This is a genomic window from Paraburkholderia sp. NPDC080076 (assembly GCF_050281145.1).
Classification (GTDB): Bacteria; Pseudomonadota; Gammaproteobacteria; order Burkholderiales; family Burkholderiaceae; genus Paraburkholderia.
The window spans coordinates 393,834-409,102 of record NZ_JBNNWQ010000006.1 but is presented as its reverse complement, the minus strand read 5'-3'; the positions used below and the strand labels follow the sequence as shown (position 1 = coordinate 409,102).

Here is a 15,269-nt window from a genome sequence, read left to right as displayed (position 1 = left end):
AGAATCCTCTTGTCTACCTCTCACGAACCGCTTCGCCCGCACGACCTCCTGTGGATCAGTGAGCGGGAGGACCTTCGTTCGACATCGGAAGTACCTGGATGGGCATCGCGCGAGTGGCTTTCGCACGCGCCGGTGGTCATGCGGCGCGAAACGGTCAGCGAGCAGGGCGTGGTGCCGGTCGGGCTTCGCGGTCGTGCACGCAGTGAGCGGTTCGCCGCTCACGTGGCGCGCGAGCGCATTCGTCTCAGCGTCACGCCAGAGGCGCTCGCCAAAGGCCGCGCCTGGCGGACCAACGCGGCACTCGCGACGCTGCCCTGCGTGCGCGCACTGAGTCGCATCGCGCCAGAACTCGACCGGCTTCGGTTGGCGTGGGGCATCACCGGCAGCGTCGGCTTTGCGCTTGCGAGCGGCGTGAGCACGCTACGGCAGGACAGCGACCTCGATCTGCTGCTGCGCGCATCGAAGCCGCTACCGCGCGGCGAAGCCCGCTCGCTTCTCGCGTTGCTGCAAGCGTCGCCCGCGCGCATCGACATGCAGGTCGACACAGGCCACGGCGGGTTCGCGCTCGCGGAATGGGCCGGCAACGCGGATCGCGTTCTGCTGAAGACGGGGCATGGACCCTTGCTCGTATCGGATCCCTGGGTTGACGACGCATCATGAGCGTACTGTTCACATTCCCCGGTCAGGGCTCGCAGCGCCCGGGCATGTTGCATGCGCTCCCGTCTCACGCCGAAGTCGCTCGAACACTGCAGGAAGCGAGCGACACGTTGGGCTACGACGTCACATCGCTCGACGACACTGATTCGCTGCGCTCCACCGTCGCGGTGCAACTTTGCGTCTTGATCGCGGGCGTCGCTCAGGCACGCGTGATGAGCGCCGGCGGCTACGAACCCGACATGGTGGCGGGGCTTTCGATCGGCGCCTATCCGGCCGCCGTGATCGCGGGCGCGCTTCAATACGCCGACGCCGTGAAGCTCGTCGAGTTGCGCGGCCACTTGATGGAACGCGCCTACCCGAGCGGCTACGGCATGACTGCGATCATCGGCATGACGCAGCGGGCGCTCGAACGACTGATCGCGCAAGTGAACAGCGAGGCCACGCCCGTGTTCCTTGCGAACATTAACGCAGAAACGCAGATGGTCGTTGCAGGAAGCGATGCTGCCATGCACCGCCTTACGACGCTTGCGATCGAATACGGGGCGCAACGCTGCGAGCGTCTCGACGTGGCGACTCCTTCGCATTGCGCTTTGCTCGACGCACCCGCGGTGGCGCTCGCCGATGCCTTTGGCCAGATCACCGTACGCGCGCCTCGTATCGTGTATCTGAGCAGCAACATTGCACGCCCGCTTTTTGACGGCCCACGCATCGCGGCCGATCTTGCAGGCAACATGGCGCGGCAGGTGCGCTGGCATGACACCGTGAGGCTTGCGTGGGAACGAGGCGCACGCCTCGCCGTCGAGATGCCGCCGGCCAACGTGCTGACCCGGTTGAGCAGCGCGATTCTCACAGAGGGGATCGCGGTGAGTTGCAGCGAGACGGCGCTGCCGGACCTTGGCGCACTGATCGAGCGGGAACGGCTGCGCGAGTGAGGGCCGAAACCTCAGCCAGCTCTTCTCGTGCAAAGACGGCAGACGGCCATCAGCGCCAACAGGTTCGGGTCGCGCTCGCGTGCGTGCAGAAAGCTGACACCGATTGACTGGCGCATCAGGTATTGCGGCTTGAGAGGAATGAATTGCACCTTGTCGCCGAACACGCCACGCACGCGGCCTGGTAATAGCGTATACCCGACCCCGCCGCTCACAAGGTTCATCAGCGAAAAAATATCGCCGACTTTCATGGTCACCTTCGGCGTGAAGTCCGCGACGCGAAATGCCTCCATAAAGCCTCGATATGTCACGAAGCCCTCGCCGAGGGAAACGAAAGTCTCGTCGCGGCAGTCCCGCAAGTCGACCGCCTCCTGGTTCGCGTATCGTGAATTGGCAGGCGCCGCGAAAAAGATGTCGTCTTCGAAAAGCGGGATGGAATCGACTTCGGGCTCGCCGTCCGGCAAGGCCATCAGGGCCGCATCGACGGTGCCCTGTTTCAGCTTGTCGAGCAGTTCGGCATTCGAACCGAGCACGAGTTCGACCTGGAGCGTCGGCCGCCGCACCTTGATGTCGACGACGATGTCAGGCACGGTCCTGATGGTCAGCGAGTACAGCGAGCCGATCTTCAGCCGGTCCGACGAATACCCCGCCGCCTCACGGGTCGCGTGAATGCCGGCGGACATCAGAGTGAGCACCTCCTGTGCCACATCGGCGAGCATTTGCGCCGCTTCCGTCGACCTGAGGTTGCGGCCTTCATGCCGGAACAGCGCACATCGTACGCCCTGTTCGAGCGAGTGCAGCGCTCGATGCACGCTGACCGTGCTCACGTTCAGCGCCTCGGCCGCCTTCGACAGGTTTCCGGTCTCCATGAATGCGAGCAGGACTTCCAGCTTGCGAAAGGTGATCTCATCGTCGATTCGGTCGCGCATTTCGATCCGGGGGATGGTCAAAATTGACAATTATCGGCGCATGAGACCGCTGGACAAGTAGCGATAACCCCGCATTCTTCGCGACAAGCGGGCGGGCATTGCTGATGTCAAGAACCTCGGAAAATGGCTTAGGCCAAAAAAGTTTGCTCCGGCTTCGAAAACGCGACTTTCTCGCTTCATTAATTCGATGTCGGGCACTGCGTCTGCTCCGAATGGCTTCATAAGTAATGCCCCGAACGGCTTCGTCGCATGTCAAGCCACGCGCTTCGATTCGGCTCGCGCGGCTGGTCTTCGTTTTCGTAACGTAACCCGCGCGCCATCAACAGATCAAATAACCTGGGCAGCGGATAGTTAGCCTCGGTGAAAATTCAAGTCTTGCGCTTCACCCGGTGTATTCAGAAGCGGCGCTGGAGTCGAGTGGGAGCACACAGCGTCGTGCAACTGCGCGTCGCTGTTGAACCAAGAATTTGACGAACTCGCTCGGCGACAGTTTCCGTGGATTGGACAACGACGTGTTACGTGGACCTGGCAGAGAACGTCCCGGGGTTTTTAACGACTTCCATCAACACTTGCGGTCCTGGATGTTGTACGTCTTAAGTGCTGATTGAACGACTATGGGTTCAGCCGCCCTAATCCTGTCGCGAACCTTGATATGCGGCTTACATTTTCCTAGAGTGAAGCTGGGCCGCATTGGGCCACAGTTACGACTAGAAATCGTGAGTTGTCCATTTTTTCGAATGCACTCTGTATGCGTCATCGGCACGGGACTTCGCGGTGTTTTATGTAGCGCTTGACGCCCACATAGGCGTACTGATTGATTAGCAAGTCGCCGAAGGAGGATGCGATGATCAATTCTTCTGAAATTCGGCAATCCGGCTTTCGGGGTGAGCTCATTCAGTCTGAGGATCCGGATTACGATGAGGCGCGTGCCGTCTTCAATGTCTCGATTGACAAGCGCCCTGTGCTGATCGCGCGCTGCGTCGACGCGGACGACGTGGCAAGGGTTGTGGTGCTCGCGCGCAAGCACAACCTGCCGCTTGCCGTACGCAGCACCGGTCACAACGTCGCCGGATATGCCGTATGCAACGACGGCGTCGTGGTCGATCTGTCGCACATGAAAGCCATCACGGTAGATCCGTCGGCGCGCACCGTGCGTGCGGAAAGCGGTTGCAATTGGGGCGAAGTCAATGACGCGCTCCAGCCGTATGGCCTTGCCGCCACGGGCGGCTTCGTGTCAATCACCGGCGTGGCTGGACTGACGCTGGGCGGTGGCCTCGGCTGGCTCGTTCGCAAGCATGGCCTTGCGCTTGACAATCTGCTGGGCGCCGAGGTCGTGCTCGCCGACGGTCGCAGGGTGAAGGCCAGCAGCCACGAGAATGAGGATCTGTTCTGGGCGATACGCGGCGGCGGAGGCAACTTTGGTGTGGTGACTTCGTTCGAATTCAAGGTGCACGCGGCCGGAACGGTGCTCGCTGGCATTGTGCTCCATCCCGCCGGTGCAGCGGCGGGTGCAATCCGCAGATGGCGCGATCTCGAAGCGGAAGCACCGGACGAATCGACGCTAGGCGCGCTTCTGTTCCACATGCCGGACGATCCTTCACTGCCTCCACCGATGCGTGGCGCCCCGGTCGCTGGTCTGGGTGGCGTCTACGCCGGGCCGGTGGAAGAAGGCGAGAAAATCCTACGGCGATTGCGCGAATACGGGCCGCCCCTTGTCGACAAGTTCGCACCCACGCCATACAACGATGCGCAGCGCATGGCGGACTTCCTGTGGCCGCCGGGCCTGCACAGTTACTGGAAATCGAGCTACTTCAAGGCGCTCGACGACGCGGCCATCGACATCGTGGTCGATCGTTTCGCGCATGTCCCGTCACGGCATACCGTGATCGTCCTGGAGAACTATGGCAACAGCGCATGGAGCCGCGTTCCCGAATCGGCGACCGCGTTCGGGCATCGCAACTGGCCGTGGAATATCGTGGTAACGTCTGCATGGTCCGATGCAAAGGATAGCGAACGGAACATTGCGTGGACGCGTGAGCTGCTTGACGCACTCGGGCCGTACAGGGCGCCGGGTGCGTACGTAAACTATCTCGGCGGCGACGAGGGCTTCGCAGGATTGCAGGCGGCGTATGGAACCAAGCTCGGGCGGCTCGGCGCGATCAAAGCGCAGTACGACCCGACGAACCTGTTCCGGCTGAACCAGAACATCGCGCCTGCGCCGCCCGCGGACGCGCCGGGGGGATGAGTCAGTCTACCGGTCGTGCAGGCCGCCCGTTGCGAAGCACCGCGCAGGCGTGGCGGCATCGCTCCTTCGCCGTACGAGAAAACAGTCCGCACCTATTACGACACGATCCAGCGAAGCTCGGCGTAACGCAGGCAAGCCGGGCAGTCGCTGACCGGCCGAGATGGAATGGACACGCCCTCCCTGCGGGGAATTGGCCAATATCCGACCCGCACGCACTGTTAATGTGTGAAACGAAGGTTGACTGAGAGATGGGCCGCGATGCAGGCCAAGTTCAGAATAGCTGGGCGCCTAATTCGCGCGGGCTGCCCGCTTTGACCGTGCTGATGAATGTCCTGCATTCGTTGCGTCGAGCGATTCGATCATCGCGCGCTGCCCACGGGCTTCCGCGATGACGCGCACGTTGCGCATCTGGTAGTACAGCAACGCACCGATGATTGGGCACGAGGCCTGCTGCCCGTGTCCGGAATCGCAGCGTCGTCGCGTCCGGTACGGACTCGCAACCCAGGTCAATACCCACAGTGAAAGCGCCAACTCACCGACGGGTCCATCATTGCGCAGGTTTCCCTGGGTGCCCGCTTTTATGCGGAAGGCGCTCGCCCAGCGAATCGTAGATCGGCGGACAGCGCAGCAAGATGGGAACGATCATCGCGCTGAAACATGCGGTGAGCATCGGTAACAGTAGGGTGAAACTCCCCGTCATTTCAGTGGCGAGGACGATGCCGGTAATCGGCGCGCGCACGACGGCCGCGAAAATGGCCGCCATCGCTACCACGGTGAACGCGGTCGGATCAGCGGCCACCCCGGGGAACCAGTGCGTGCAGATCCGGCCGAACGCGAGGCCCGTTTGTGCGCCGAGCACGAGCATCGGCGCAAACAGTCCGCCCGGGGTATTCGCTGCATATGACACGGCACCCAGCCCGAAGCGGATCAGGAGCGTGAGCGCGATGCCGGAAAGCGCGCCTGTGCCCACGAGGGCGCGCTGTGTGACCGCGTCGCCGCCGCCCACCAGGTCCGGTGCAAGCCACGCGAGCAGTCCTACCGCTGCGCCGACAAGCGCCGCGCGCGTTTCGACCGGCCAGCGTGCAAGCCGGTCGGAGGCGGCGAGCGCGAGGAGTATTGCGCGGCAATAGGCGGCGCCCAGCAGCCCGACGACGACGCCGAGGGCGAGGTGCGCCGGCACCGTGCCGAAGCCCGGGAAAGGCTGCGCCGCGAACTGAAAGTCCGGCGAGTCGCCGTGCATCAAGCGCGCCACCGCGATTGCGCCGGCCGATGCGCCGAGTGCCGCGATGGTCGTACGCGTCTCGAAGCGGCGCACCAGTTCCTCGAGTACGAATACCGCGCCGGCGATCGGTGCATTGAATGCCGTCGCAAGTCCGGCACCGGCGCCCGCCGCGAGCAGGACCCGGCAGTCGTCCGCATTGCGGCGAAAGAGTGTACCGAGCCAATGAGCGATCGAGGCGCCCATTTGGACCGTGGGACCTTCGCGGCCCAGCGCGAGCCCGGCGCCGATGGCGAGCACGCCGCCCACGAACTTCACCGGGATGAGCGCCAGGGGCGCGGTGGGTTGGTCGCCGTTCAGCACGGATTCGACGTGAGGGATGCCGCTGCCGCTCGCCTCCGGCGCGAAACGCCTGACGAGCCACGCCGCAAGTGCGGTCGATGCCGACGCGGCGAGCAGCACGAGGACGAAGCCAACGACCGCATGCCCGGAGCGCGCCCACGCGATGAACACGTCGCGCGCCTGGTCCGCTCGTCCGAGCGAGAGCCGGAAAAGCGTTCCCAGCGCTCCGCAGGCCGCGCCCGCGATGAGCGAAACGATGGCGAGCGCGACGAGCTCTGCGTGCTGCTTCTCGACATCCTCGCTGTTCATGATCTACGCATGTCCGATTAGGAGCACGTGCAACGGAGAATCTCCGATGACGCTGGCATGTGGCCGTTTCCATGACGACAGCGGAAGCCGGTGCTCGAAGTGCGACATCGGCGCCGGGGCGATCCGGGTTCGTGCCTCCCGCGCGACGCGATTGGCGCGGCATCCGGAGCCGCGAGCGAGCTACGACGGCGTACAGGCGCCGAAGAGCACGAACACGTCTTCACGGTTGACGAGGGTCGTGGACATGCTGCCCGTCCTGGTATCGAGTGCAATGCTCCAGCCGTAGCCCAGCTCGGTGCCTTGAAGGAGCAACTGGCCCTCGCTCGGCTCCATGTGCCGGATCTCGGTGGTGCGCTGCGACCCGATCACGGCTTTTTTGGCGAAGTTGATGCGGATGAATTGCGGCGCGCCAAGGACCGCCGGCACCGTTCGATAGCAAACCTCCCCGACGCCGCAGAAATGCGCATCGATAGTGGCGCACAACAGCGGCTTGCTGCCGTCGAAGTCTGCGCCGAGCACCCATGACGGCGTCGAGCAAACGAGGATCGCGAGGGTGCTTGTCCGCAGTGTCTTCAACATAGCTGCTACTCCTGCCTGTCGTGAATCAGCGAGCAAGCGCTCGATGGACTGGATCACCAGCGCCAGTGACTACTCGACTGTGTAGCCACGGCCGGTCATGCACGCTCCCACCGCACGGTTATATATCGAAAGCTGACTCGACGCCTGTTGCTGCATGCTTCCCTGCTCCATGGCCGCTTGCTGTTGTTCGCGCCGCATCCGCATGCCGCTCCCCATCGTTCCGACGAGTGCGCCGATTCCCGCTCCCTCGCCCCAATGGCCGCCAGCGGCGCCGCCTATCAGCGTGCCGAACAACGCACCGCCCGCGGCGCCGCGGAACAAGTGGCCTTGCTGCGAGGGTGGTGGCGGGCTGCTCGCCATCTGCTGCGCGAGCGCGACAGGATTGACGCCGGTGGTTTGCTGAGCCCACGCCTGGCATTCTGCGGTGTCCGTTCGCTGGCGTTCCGGGCTCTGCCCCCGGGCGGGATAAATGATGGGCTGCTGCGCCGCTGCCGCAATTGCCAGCGACGAGATCGCCAGGCCGATCGAAAGTCGAACAATTCGTTGCATTGCGAAAAGCCCCAAAAAATGCTTTCGAATATTCGCCGACCCGCCTATCGACGGCGGTGAACACGCCGTCAAGGCGCAAAGCCGAAACCGGAACCGTGCACGTCACCACCGTCCCGATCGGCCCGCCACTTCCTTGCCGCGACGTATCTCTTGCGGCCCGAGGTTTCTCAAAATCGTTGACTCGTCTTCGAGATCCGCCTGGCGCGCACGACGCTGGGCCATTGCGAATATGAGACAAGCATTGGTCGATGAGCAGACGACGGTTCGCAACTCATGATGGCTGAAAGGAGTATTGATCTCGTTTGCGTTAAAAGGCAATTGAACTTTGGTCCAATATCGCTTCAACCGCATCAAACATTTTCGCCGCGTCTCCACTCGATATGACAAGCTCGCCGACAGCTATCTCGTGTTGCATCGCTTGCCTGCGCATTTGGCACCGTCGCAAATGTGAACACAGCCTTCCAGGATATGCCGCCAGTATGCGGCTCGCGACGCGGATCTTGAGGCGTAGTGTGGTTTTCCCCGACACGGTCGGATCGATTCGGCTGGCGGCCCGGACTGTGGATTGCCGCGGACGTTACGTATCTCACGGGCGGCCGGACAATGATCGATGGCGTCGAGAACCAAGCTCTGCAAAGCAGTACTCGCTATGGGATCACGTTGTCGGTTCCACTTGCTGCACAATGGTCAACCAAACTCGCATGGTCGCGTGGGTTAACGACACGCATCGGTGGAAATTTACAGACCGTCGCGGTCGCGGCCCGTAATAACGCAATGGCGCCGTGGGCTCGTCGCGACGGGTGGAGCTGGAGTTGCCCCGGTTTCGCCAACGGGTTACAGCTCGGGTTGCAATGCTCTCACGCCTGGCGTCGTGCGCGCCTTCACGATGCGGTCATTTCGAAGACGTGGTAGCTCCATGGTGGCAGATCCAGGTAAAGACCGCGTGAAATGAGATCGTTGCCGTCGCGATCAAAACTGGCAGGCCCCATGATGTCCTTCATCCGCACCGTGCGGCCGGCCATGTCGGGAAACGGCAGCCGCACGTAACACTGGCTCTTGTTGTCGGCGTAGTTGACGGCAACGACCCGCCGTTCGCCGTCGGCTCGTTGCCAGGACCACGCGATGAAACAATCGGAGGTCCAGTTGCCCTCCCACGCCGGCACGCATTCGAGCAGGTTCCACGCGCCGTCCCGAAAGACGGGCTGACGCAGCACCGCCAACAGGCTCTCGTAGAACGCCTGCAACGCTGCGTCGATAGGCTCCTGTGGCGACCGGACCAGGTGCGGCGAGATGCGTTTCCTGCAGCCCTCGAACTGGCCTTGGTGAAAGAAGCGCAGACCAGGCGAAAGAAACGTGATGACGGCGCCTGCCTCGTGCCTGCTGGGTTCGAAGGCCGCCGCGGTCCGGGGCTCGTCGTGGTTTTCCAGAAAGCGGGCCAGCTTGTCCTGGTAATCGAGCCCGGCGTGCAGATGCTCGCGCACCGACCGTGCGTGCGCATCGCGGAGGCGGTCATACATCTGCTTGTCATAGGCGTAATCGAAGCCCTGCTGCTGCATCGTCCATTCCAGGTCCCAATAGACCTCCGCCATGAACAGGAACTGCGGATGCTTGCGCTTCACGGATTCGATGGCCTTCGGCCAGAAGGGATCGGCGCGAATGTTCCAGGTGCGTTCGAACACGTCGGGCAAGACCAGCATGGCCATGTCGCATCGCACGCCGTCGCATTGCCCTGCGATTCTTTGCAGCTCGGCGATCATCGCCTGCTGTGACTCCGGATTGCCGTAGTTGAGCTGCAACGTATCGGGCCATCCGTCGAAGTATGGATCCCGGCCGTGGGCAAGCACCAGCGGACCGTTCCTTGTCTGCACCCGGCAGTAGTTGCGCGGTGAGCGAGCCAGGTCCGCCTCGCTCCCGTGGACGAAGTAGTCCGGATGCTCATCGATCCAGTCGTGATCCGGCGCCATGTGATTCGGCACGAAATCGAGCATCAGCTTCAGTCCGCGTTGCTGCAGACGCTGCCGCAATCGGGCGAGCGCCCCGGCGCCGCCCAGATCGCGATGGACGGTGTAGCTCTGGATGGCGAACCCGGAGCCGGCGATGTCTTCGTCGCAGAGGTCCGGTATCGTTTCGGCGAATTCGCGACGCCATTCGGGATTCGCACGCGAGATCGCCTGCGCTGCGGGGCCGGTCTGCCAGACGCTCAGCAACCAGATCCAGTCAAAGCCCAACTCGGCAAGGCGATCCAGTTCGGCATCCGGAATATCGTCCAGCGTCGCGCTCCTCCCCAGCACGCGAGACAACCCGGTCAGCCAGACGCGGGTGTTGATCTGGTACAGCGCCGGGTAGCGTAAGTCGAACATATCCTCTCCTTTACTTCTCGCCGATCCCTTCTCCGCCCACCTGCCCCCTTACGATCCCCGCTATCACACGGGCGCGTTCGGTCTCCAGTATAGTTTGCGCATCGACACGCCCAAACCGGTCCAGGAGAGGGGCGACGAGGCCCGTCCAGCCTGTCTGGTGGCTGGCCCCAAGGCCAGCACCATTGTCACCGTGGAAGTACTCGTAAAACAGGATCAGGTCGCGCCAATGCGGATCGTCCTGGAATCTGGCCGCCCCGCCGTAGACGGGCCGTGGCCCGTCGGCATCGCGCAGAAACGTACCCGTCAGCCGACGGACAAGCTCCTGCGCTACCTCGAACAGCGTCATGTGCGGACCCGTCCCGGTCGGACATTGAACCTTGAAGTCATCGCCAAAAAAAATTGTATAAATTCATCAGCGCCCGGACGATCAGCAGATTAACTGGCATCCACACAAGGCCGCGCCAGTTCGAGTTGCCACCGAACATGCCGGTATTCGATTCGGCCGGCAGCTACTGCACCTTATACTCCGGTCCAGCGACGTGAAGCACGAACGGATGTTCCAGGTGATAGCGAGAAAGCTAACGAATGCCGTGCGGCCTCAGGAACTCGTTCTCATCGAGCAGGTAACCGAGCACGCGCTCGAGTTTCCGCTTGTTGAGAATCGATAGAAGTCTCCGTTCCCTATGGCCGATGAAACCCGCGTCGGTCGGAGCCACATGGGCAACCAGCGCGGGGTAGCGTTTTCGAAACTGCGCAATCAGCTCCATCAGCTTCGGATAAGGCACGAACCGGTCGTCTTGACGAAATGAAAGCGCTGGAACTATTGCGGCAGATCCTGTCGCGCTGACCTGAATCGACCGTTCAGCATAACTCCATGGCGGCGGGGCTGCCCGCAAAACGGCGCGCCCTTTCCGCAGACGCCACGGACCCGGTCGTTGAGAAGAGAAACCTGCCTCTTCTCATCGCAGCCCTGATTGCCTGCGCCGGCTGGAGCCGAGCTCTGGAAGCTGCGGGCAACTCGCGTGGCGTGCTTTGTTCGTCTGGTGCACTCGTCGGCTCGCCGGTATAGCATGTCAACTGTGCTGCCGACGTGCGGCTTGAACGGTGCGTCAACGACCGGAACACAAGTTTCAGGTGAGCAATGAACGTCAAATGTACCGCTGGAGCGCTGTTGCTGCTCCTCGCATCATCCATTTGCGCATTTGGTCAGGATGACGGGCTGACCAATGCACAGATCGTCGGCATCATCCTTGTGGCGAATCAGGCGGAAATCGCGGCAGGGCAAATAGCCTTGCGCAGAACTCGGTTGAGAGGCGTGCAAAGCTTCGCGAGCCGGATGGTTGACGAGCATGGACAGGTCATTCAGGAAACCGCCGAATTGCTGCAGAGACTCGGAGCGACTCCACAACGAAGCAAGATCAGCGATGCGCTGACGCGGCAGAGCTACGATGACCTCGCAAGGCTTAACGAAGTCGGAATTTACGATTTCGACCAGACTTACCTCGATCGCGAGGTCATTGTCCTGCATCAGCTGGTCAAAACGGTAGACACCTTCATTCGGACCACGACCAGCATGGAACTGAAGACACTGCTCGTCCAGTCTCGCCCGTCGTTCATTTTTCATCTGGACCAGGCTCAACGATTGCAACTGACACTGGAACGGCCGGGGTTTCGTCGATGATCTGTACGGCCTTGTCAAGTTGACGAGCGTCGGCTGTTTGCCTAGTCAGAAAGTAGTTATCCTTATCAGATAGCTTCCTCGACGGCGACATTGACGCTCCAATTGTTGGTGTTCACAAATGCTGAAGGTCGCAAATTCTGCTAATGATGTCCGTTGGAGCGCAAATCGTGCCCATTAATTCTGCTAGCGCGGCTTTTCTACCACAACGCGAACTCACTGCTCGACACGACTGACTAAGCGCAGGACGACGCCGTGCTGACCAACATGCACACAAGGGACGTTGAAGGCCCGACGTGGCACACAAAGTGCCGTACTGCATGGCGTTTTTGATCTGCGCACTGAGATTTCGTCCATCCTCCAGTTCTTGCCAACCGCTCGCTTGTGCCGTCGAAACGCCTTTTCGAACAACGGCACGAGCTTGATGACCCAGCGGTGCACGCTCGAACGATCCACCTCAACGCCCCGTTCGGCCATCATCTCTTCGAGGTTGCGCAGGCTCAGCGAGTACGCCACATACCAGCGCACACACAGCTGAATCAAGTCCAATGGATAGTGCAGTCGCTTCAGTACCTTGCCAATGCCAGCGGGCAGTGCCTTAAGTGGCATCCTCGTCTTTGCCATCATGCTCGTCATGCGTTACGGTCTGACCGAATCTACTACACCGCGTTAACTCGACAGAGCCACAGACACTTCCCTTTCGAAGCCATATCGTTTCTCCAGGACGAGTTGCTGAACCGGTTACCGTGAATTGCCCGGCAGGACGGTCATCCGGACTGCGGTCACATCGAGGTCCGCAGTGCAATCGCCAAGCCGTATCGACAAACTGAACGGTTCCAAGTCCCGAACTCCCGATGATAGTTGGCTTGGCGAAGAACGGCTATTACATGTATATGCAATGAATCCAGCGAGGCTGTTGGCGCTCGACGCTTGTTCAGCCACGACGGCAGACACCCGAACTTGCCTCGGATTACGTAAACATGCAATATCTCCGCCGGACACAACGTTTTATGTTGGTTCTGTAGACGCGGCTCTGTCTCAAAGAGAGCCCGAATCAACCTGACAGGCTTAAGAGACATGGATAGTGGCAACGAGGACAACCTTCACGCCAAGATCTCGCCGCGTACTGCGGCTGCTGAGGTTGCCAAGGTCCTCTGGCACCTGCGCCGCATTCTGGCCATTCTGGTCGTGCTTTTCTTCTTTCTGTCGATCGCGATGTATTACGTTGGAGGGGCCGTCAACACGGTCACACGTACGCAGTCATCTCTGGGCGAGACGTTCTATTTTTGCGCGGTCACTGCGCTGACCATCGGCTACGGCGACGTCGTGCCGACCACTACGCTTGGTCGGATCATCGCGGTTTTGCTTGCTTTCATCGGCGTGTTGATGACGGGGGTAATTACTGGCTCGACTGTTTACGGTATTCAGGTGGCTGCCCAGCGGGCTGGCCTCCGGCCAGGCTAGATATGAGGACTCGACGGGCTTCACCTAAGCATTGCCCAAGACCAAGGGCGTTCCTCGGCCTGGGGTGTCATTCACGTCATCAAGTTCAAGGCCGTCGGGGGACGGCAAGCCCAAAGTCGCGGTTCAGCTTGCCCGGCGCCTGGCCCTCGTCCGCGAGGACAGGATGTGTACGGCGAACTCGTGCTGGTCCCAATACATCTTGTCCAGTCGATATTTCATGCCCGTCGGCATCAATTCGGTCGCGCCGGCTGTCAAATGACATAAAGTCGTCCGGACCCAAAGACCAGTCTATAAAGCACAGCGAGCAGTGCTGGACAACAAGTCTTTTCCTTCAGAGAGTGACGGGCCGACGTTCTCAGGTTCCAGATTGTGATAGGGACGTTCTAGCTGACATATTTCGAAGGTGTCCGTTTCATCCCAATCGCCGTAGACCGGCTGAAGGTGAAGCCGCAGGTGTGCATCACATGACATCGCCCGGGAAGATGTAACCGGTCAGAGTTTTCACGTTGTTCAGCCCTTCGGTCCGCGCCAACCCAATCGCTGGTCGACGCGGGTGCGCTGCTCGCCGCTTCAGACAAAGCGAAGCGCGCTCGCCGCTCCCTGATGAGGATGCCTGGCGCGACGCCAGCTACGGTTCCGACGGCACAGTTCGACCTGCCCTTTTGACACCGTGCGGTCCTGTAACTGTCACTACCGTGTCAAAGAACCAGGCTCCATGTGTCTGAGCCCGACTTTCATCGAGTGGCAAGGCTCCACGTCCCACGACATACGGTGAAATAACTTCCACATAGACTGTTATGGCGCCCATGGCTAATCTGTCCGTATCGGATGCGACGCACTGACACACCCTTTCACCGCAGACGATAGCTTCCGCCACTACCGTTAGGGCATCGTCATGGAATCACTTGGAAAATTCACGCTTTACGTCACAGCTTTCGTCATCGCCGTGTCGCTGGTCGAAGCTGTCTGGCTTAGCCGGAAAAATCGCATAACCGACACGCCGTTCGCATGGCACGAAGTGTGGCTTTCGCTCGCCGATGTTGTCGGGCGCAAGCTGCTCGCGCTGCTGCCGCTCTCGCTCGCAACCCCCATATTTGCCCTGGCATGGGAGCATCGCATCTTCACCGTAGAACTGAACAGCGCTCTGATGGTGCTCACGCTCTTCATCGGCCAGGAATTCTGCTACTACTGGTATCACCGGGCGTCGCATCGCATCCGGTTCTTCTGGGCGACGCATGCGGTGCACCACTCGCCTAACCAGTTGACCCTTTCCACCGCGTACCGGCTCGGCGTGACGGGCAAGCTGTCGGGCTCGGCGATCTTCTTCGCGCCGCTCGTATGGCTCGGCGTGCGTCCTGAAGTCGTACTGCTGACGCTCTTCATCAACCTCATGTATCAATTCTGGCTGCATACCACGTGGATTCCGAAGCTCGGCTGGCTTGAGTATGTTTTCAATACGCCATCCTCGCACCGCGTGCACCATGCATCGAATGTCGATTATCTGGATGCGAACTACGGTGGCGTATTGATTATCTTCGACCGGCTGTTCGGCACCTACGTTGAGGAGCGCGCCGACGAACCTTGCCGTTACGGTCTCGTCACGCCGACCACCTCGCGCAATCCGTTCGTCGTCGAGTTCGAGCACTGGGCGACACTGGTGCGGGACGTAGTGAAGGCAAAGAACGTGTGGACGGCGATCAATCACATTCTCCAGCCGCCTGGCTGGCTGCCGGACGGCGGCGGCGAAACCACGGATGAACTGCGCCGCAGGAACAAGGCGCCTTGTGGCGAACGCAAAGTGGCCAATGGCTGACCATACGTCCACTGACGCCTGGTCACCCAGAAGGAACTGTCAGAAAGCAATGGCAAGATGGCTGACATCAAGGTGGTGGAAGTCGCCTGGTCCAACCTTGATCAGCCATTACTCAGGCGTGTGGGTCGCGTTCGACCACGACAGGATTCAGAAAACCGCAGTTGGGCGACCGCGCAGCAAACTCAGCGTCAGCGCC

Annotated in this window: 11 protein-coding genes and 3 pseudogenes; 7 read left to right on the top strand and 7 right to left on the bottom strand. The window is 61.1% G+C overall.

Annotated elements, in window-relative coordinates:
• The first annotated feature begins 9 nt into the window (after positions 1 to 9).
• A complete protein-coding gene (locus ACQKRQ_RS25675; protein ID WP_427480244.1) occupies positions 10 to 660 on the top strand; it encodes a malonate decarboxylase holo-ACP synthase in 651 nt (216 codons plus the stop codon).
• Positions 657 to 1,589, top strand: coding sequence for a malonate decarboxylase subunit epsilon (mdcH, locus tag ACQKRQ_RS25670; RefSeq protein ID WP_427480242.1), 933 nt, complete (start codon positions 657 to 659; stop codon positions 1,587 to 1,589). Before ACQKRQ_RS25675 ends, mdcH begins: the two co-directional genes overlap by 4 nt.
• Before the next feature lie 11 nt (positions 1,590 to 1,600).
• Here mdcH and ACQKRQ_RS25665 read toward each other — a convergent pair whose 3' ends face one another.
• A complete protein-coding gene (locus tag ACQKRQ_RS25665; protein WP_427480240.1) occupies positions 1,601 to 2,515 on the bottom strand; it encodes a LysR family transcriptional regulator in 915 nt (304 codons plus the stop codon).
• A 396-nt stretch (positions 2,516 to 2,911) separates the two neighbouring features.
• On the opposite strand from ACQKRQ_RS25665, the pseudogene ACQKRQ_RS25660 reads away from it, so the two are divergent.
• Together ACQKRQ_RS25660 and ACQKRQ_RS25655 are read left to right on the top strand one after the other, a co-directional pair.
• Positions 2,912 to 3,068 (top strand): annotated as a pseudogene (locus ACQKRQ_RS25660) (ISKra4-like element ISBusp5 family transposase); the annotation flags it as partial.
• Positions 3,069 to 3,359: 291 nt separating this feature from the next.
• The gene (locus ACQKRQ_RS25655) at positions 3,360 to 4,760 is read left to right on the top strand and encodes an FAD-binding oxidoreductase (protein ID WP_427480239.1); all 1,401 of its coding nucleotides are present in this window, start codon (positions 3,360 to 3,362) and stop codon (positions 4,758 to 4,760) included.
• Between the two features lie 547 nt (positions 4,761 to 5,307).
• On the opposite strand, the gene clcA is transcribed toward ACQKRQ_RS25655, so the two are convergent.
• From clcA to ACQKRQ_RS25630, 5 genes and pseudogenes are all read right to left on the bottom strand, one after another.
• A complete protein-coding gene (gene clcA, locus ACQKRQ_RS25650) occupies positions 5,308 to 6,630 on the bottom strand; it encodes a H(+)/Cl(-) exchange transporter ClcA (RefSeq protein WP_427480237.1) in 1,323 nt (440 codons plus the stop codon).
• Between the two features lie 180 nt (positions 6,631 to 6,810).
• Positions 6,811 to 7,209, bottom strand: coding sequence for a hypothetical protein (locus ACQKRQ_RS25645; RefSeq protein ID WP_132380925.1), 399 nt, complete (start codon positions 7,207 to 7,209; stop codon positions 6,811 to 6,813).
• 69 nt (positions 7,210 to 7,278) lie between these two features.
• A complete protein-coding gene (locus tag ACQKRQ_RS25640) occupies positions 7,279 to 7,758 on the bottom strand; it encodes a glycine zipper family protein (RefSeq protein ID WP_427480235.1) in 480 nt (159 codons plus the stop codon).
• An 881-nt stretch (positions 7,759 to 8,639) separates the two neighbouring features.
• A complete protein-coding gene (locus ACQKRQ_RS25635) occupies positions 8,640 to 10,118 on the bottom strand; it encodes an alpha-amylase family glycosyl hydrolase (RefSeq protein WP_427480233.1) in 1,479 nt (492 codons plus the stop codon).
• Positions 10,119 to 10,128: 10 nt separating this feature from the next.
• Positions 10,129 to 10,897: pseudogene (locus ACQKRQ_RS25630) on the bottom strand (MGH1-like glycoside hydrolase domain-containing protein); the annotation flags it as partial.
• A gap of 362 nt (positions 10,898 to 11,259) precedes the next feature.
• Between ACQKRQ_RS25630 and ACQKRQ_RS25625 the strand changes: the two are divergent.
• The gene (locus ACQKRQ_RS25625; protein ID WP_408290953.1) at positions 11,260 to 11,799 is read left to right on the top strand and encodes a DUF4142 domain-containing protein; all 540 of its coding nucleotides are present in this window, start codon (positions 11,260 to 11,262) and stop codon (positions 11,797 to 11,799) included.
• 333 nt (positions 11,800 to 12,132) lie between these two features.
• On the opposite strand, the pseudogene ACQKRQ_RS25620 reads toward ACQKRQ_RS25625, so the two are convergent.
• Positions 12,133 to 12,420: pseudogene (locus ACQKRQ_RS25620) on the bottom strand (IS6 family transposase); the annotation flags it as partial.
• Between the two features lie 453 nt (positions 12,421 to 12,873).
• Between ACQKRQ_RS25620 and ACQKRQ_RS25615 the strand changes: the two are divergent.
• Positions 12,874 to 13,260, top strand: coding sequence for a potassium channel family protein (locus ACQKRQ_RS25615; RefSeq protein WP_132380933.1), 387 nt, complete (start codon positions 12,874 to 12,876; stop codon positions 13,258 to 13,260).
• Positions 13,261 to 14,155: 895 nt separating this feature from the next.
• Positions 14,156 to 15,073: a sterol desaturase family protein gene (locus ACQKRQ_RS25610; protein WP_132380034.1), complete on the top strand. Its 918-nt coding sequence runs from the start codon at positions 14,156 to 14,158 to the stop codon at positions 15,071 to 15,073.
• The last annotated feature ends 196 nt before the right edge of the window (positions 15,074 to 15,269 follow it).

Bases quoted from the DNA above. Each gene is read 5' to 3' on its own strand.
- mdcH (WP_427480242.1), top strand. From the start codon at position 657: ATGAGCGTACTGTTCACATTCCCCGGTCAGGGCTCGCAGCGCCCGGGC.
- ACQKRQ_RS25665 (WP_427480240.1), bottom strand. From the start codon at position 2,515: ATGCGCGACCGAATCGACGATGAGATCACCTTTCGCAAGCTGGAAGTC.
- ACQKRQ_RS25655 (WP_427480239.1), top strand. From the start codon at position 3,360: ATGATCAATTCTTCTGAAATTCGGCAATCCGGCTTTCGGGGTGAGCTC.
- clcA (WP_427480237.1), bottom strand. From the start codon at position 6,630: ATGAACAGCGAGGATGTCGAGAAGCAGCACGCAGAGCTCGTCGCGCTC.
- ACQKRQ_RS25645 (WP_132380925.1), bottom strand. From the start codon at position 7,209: ATGTTGAAGACACTGCGGACAAGCACCCTCGCGATCCTCGTTTGCTCG.
- ACQKRQ_RS25640 (WP_427480235.1), bottom strand. From the start codon at position 7,758: ATGCAACGAATTGTTCGACTTTCGATCGGCCTGGCGATCTCGTCGCTG.
- ACQKRQ_RS25635 (WP_427480233.1), bottom strand. From the start codon at position 10,118: ATGTTCGACTTACGCTACCCGGCGCTGTACCAGATCAACACCCGCGTC.
- ACQKRQ_RS25625 (WP_408290953.1), top strand. From the start codon at position 11,260: ATGAACGTCAAATGTACCGCTGGAGCGCTGTTGCTGCTCCTCGCATCA.
- ACQKRQ_RS25615 (WP_132380933.1), top strand. From the start codon at position 12,874: ATGGATAGTGGCAACGAGGACAACCTTCACGCCAAGATCTCGCCGCGT.
- ACQKRQ_RS25610 (WP_132380034.1), top strand. From the start codon at position 14,156: ATGGAATCACTTGGAAAATTCACGCTTTACGTCACAGCTTTCGTCATC.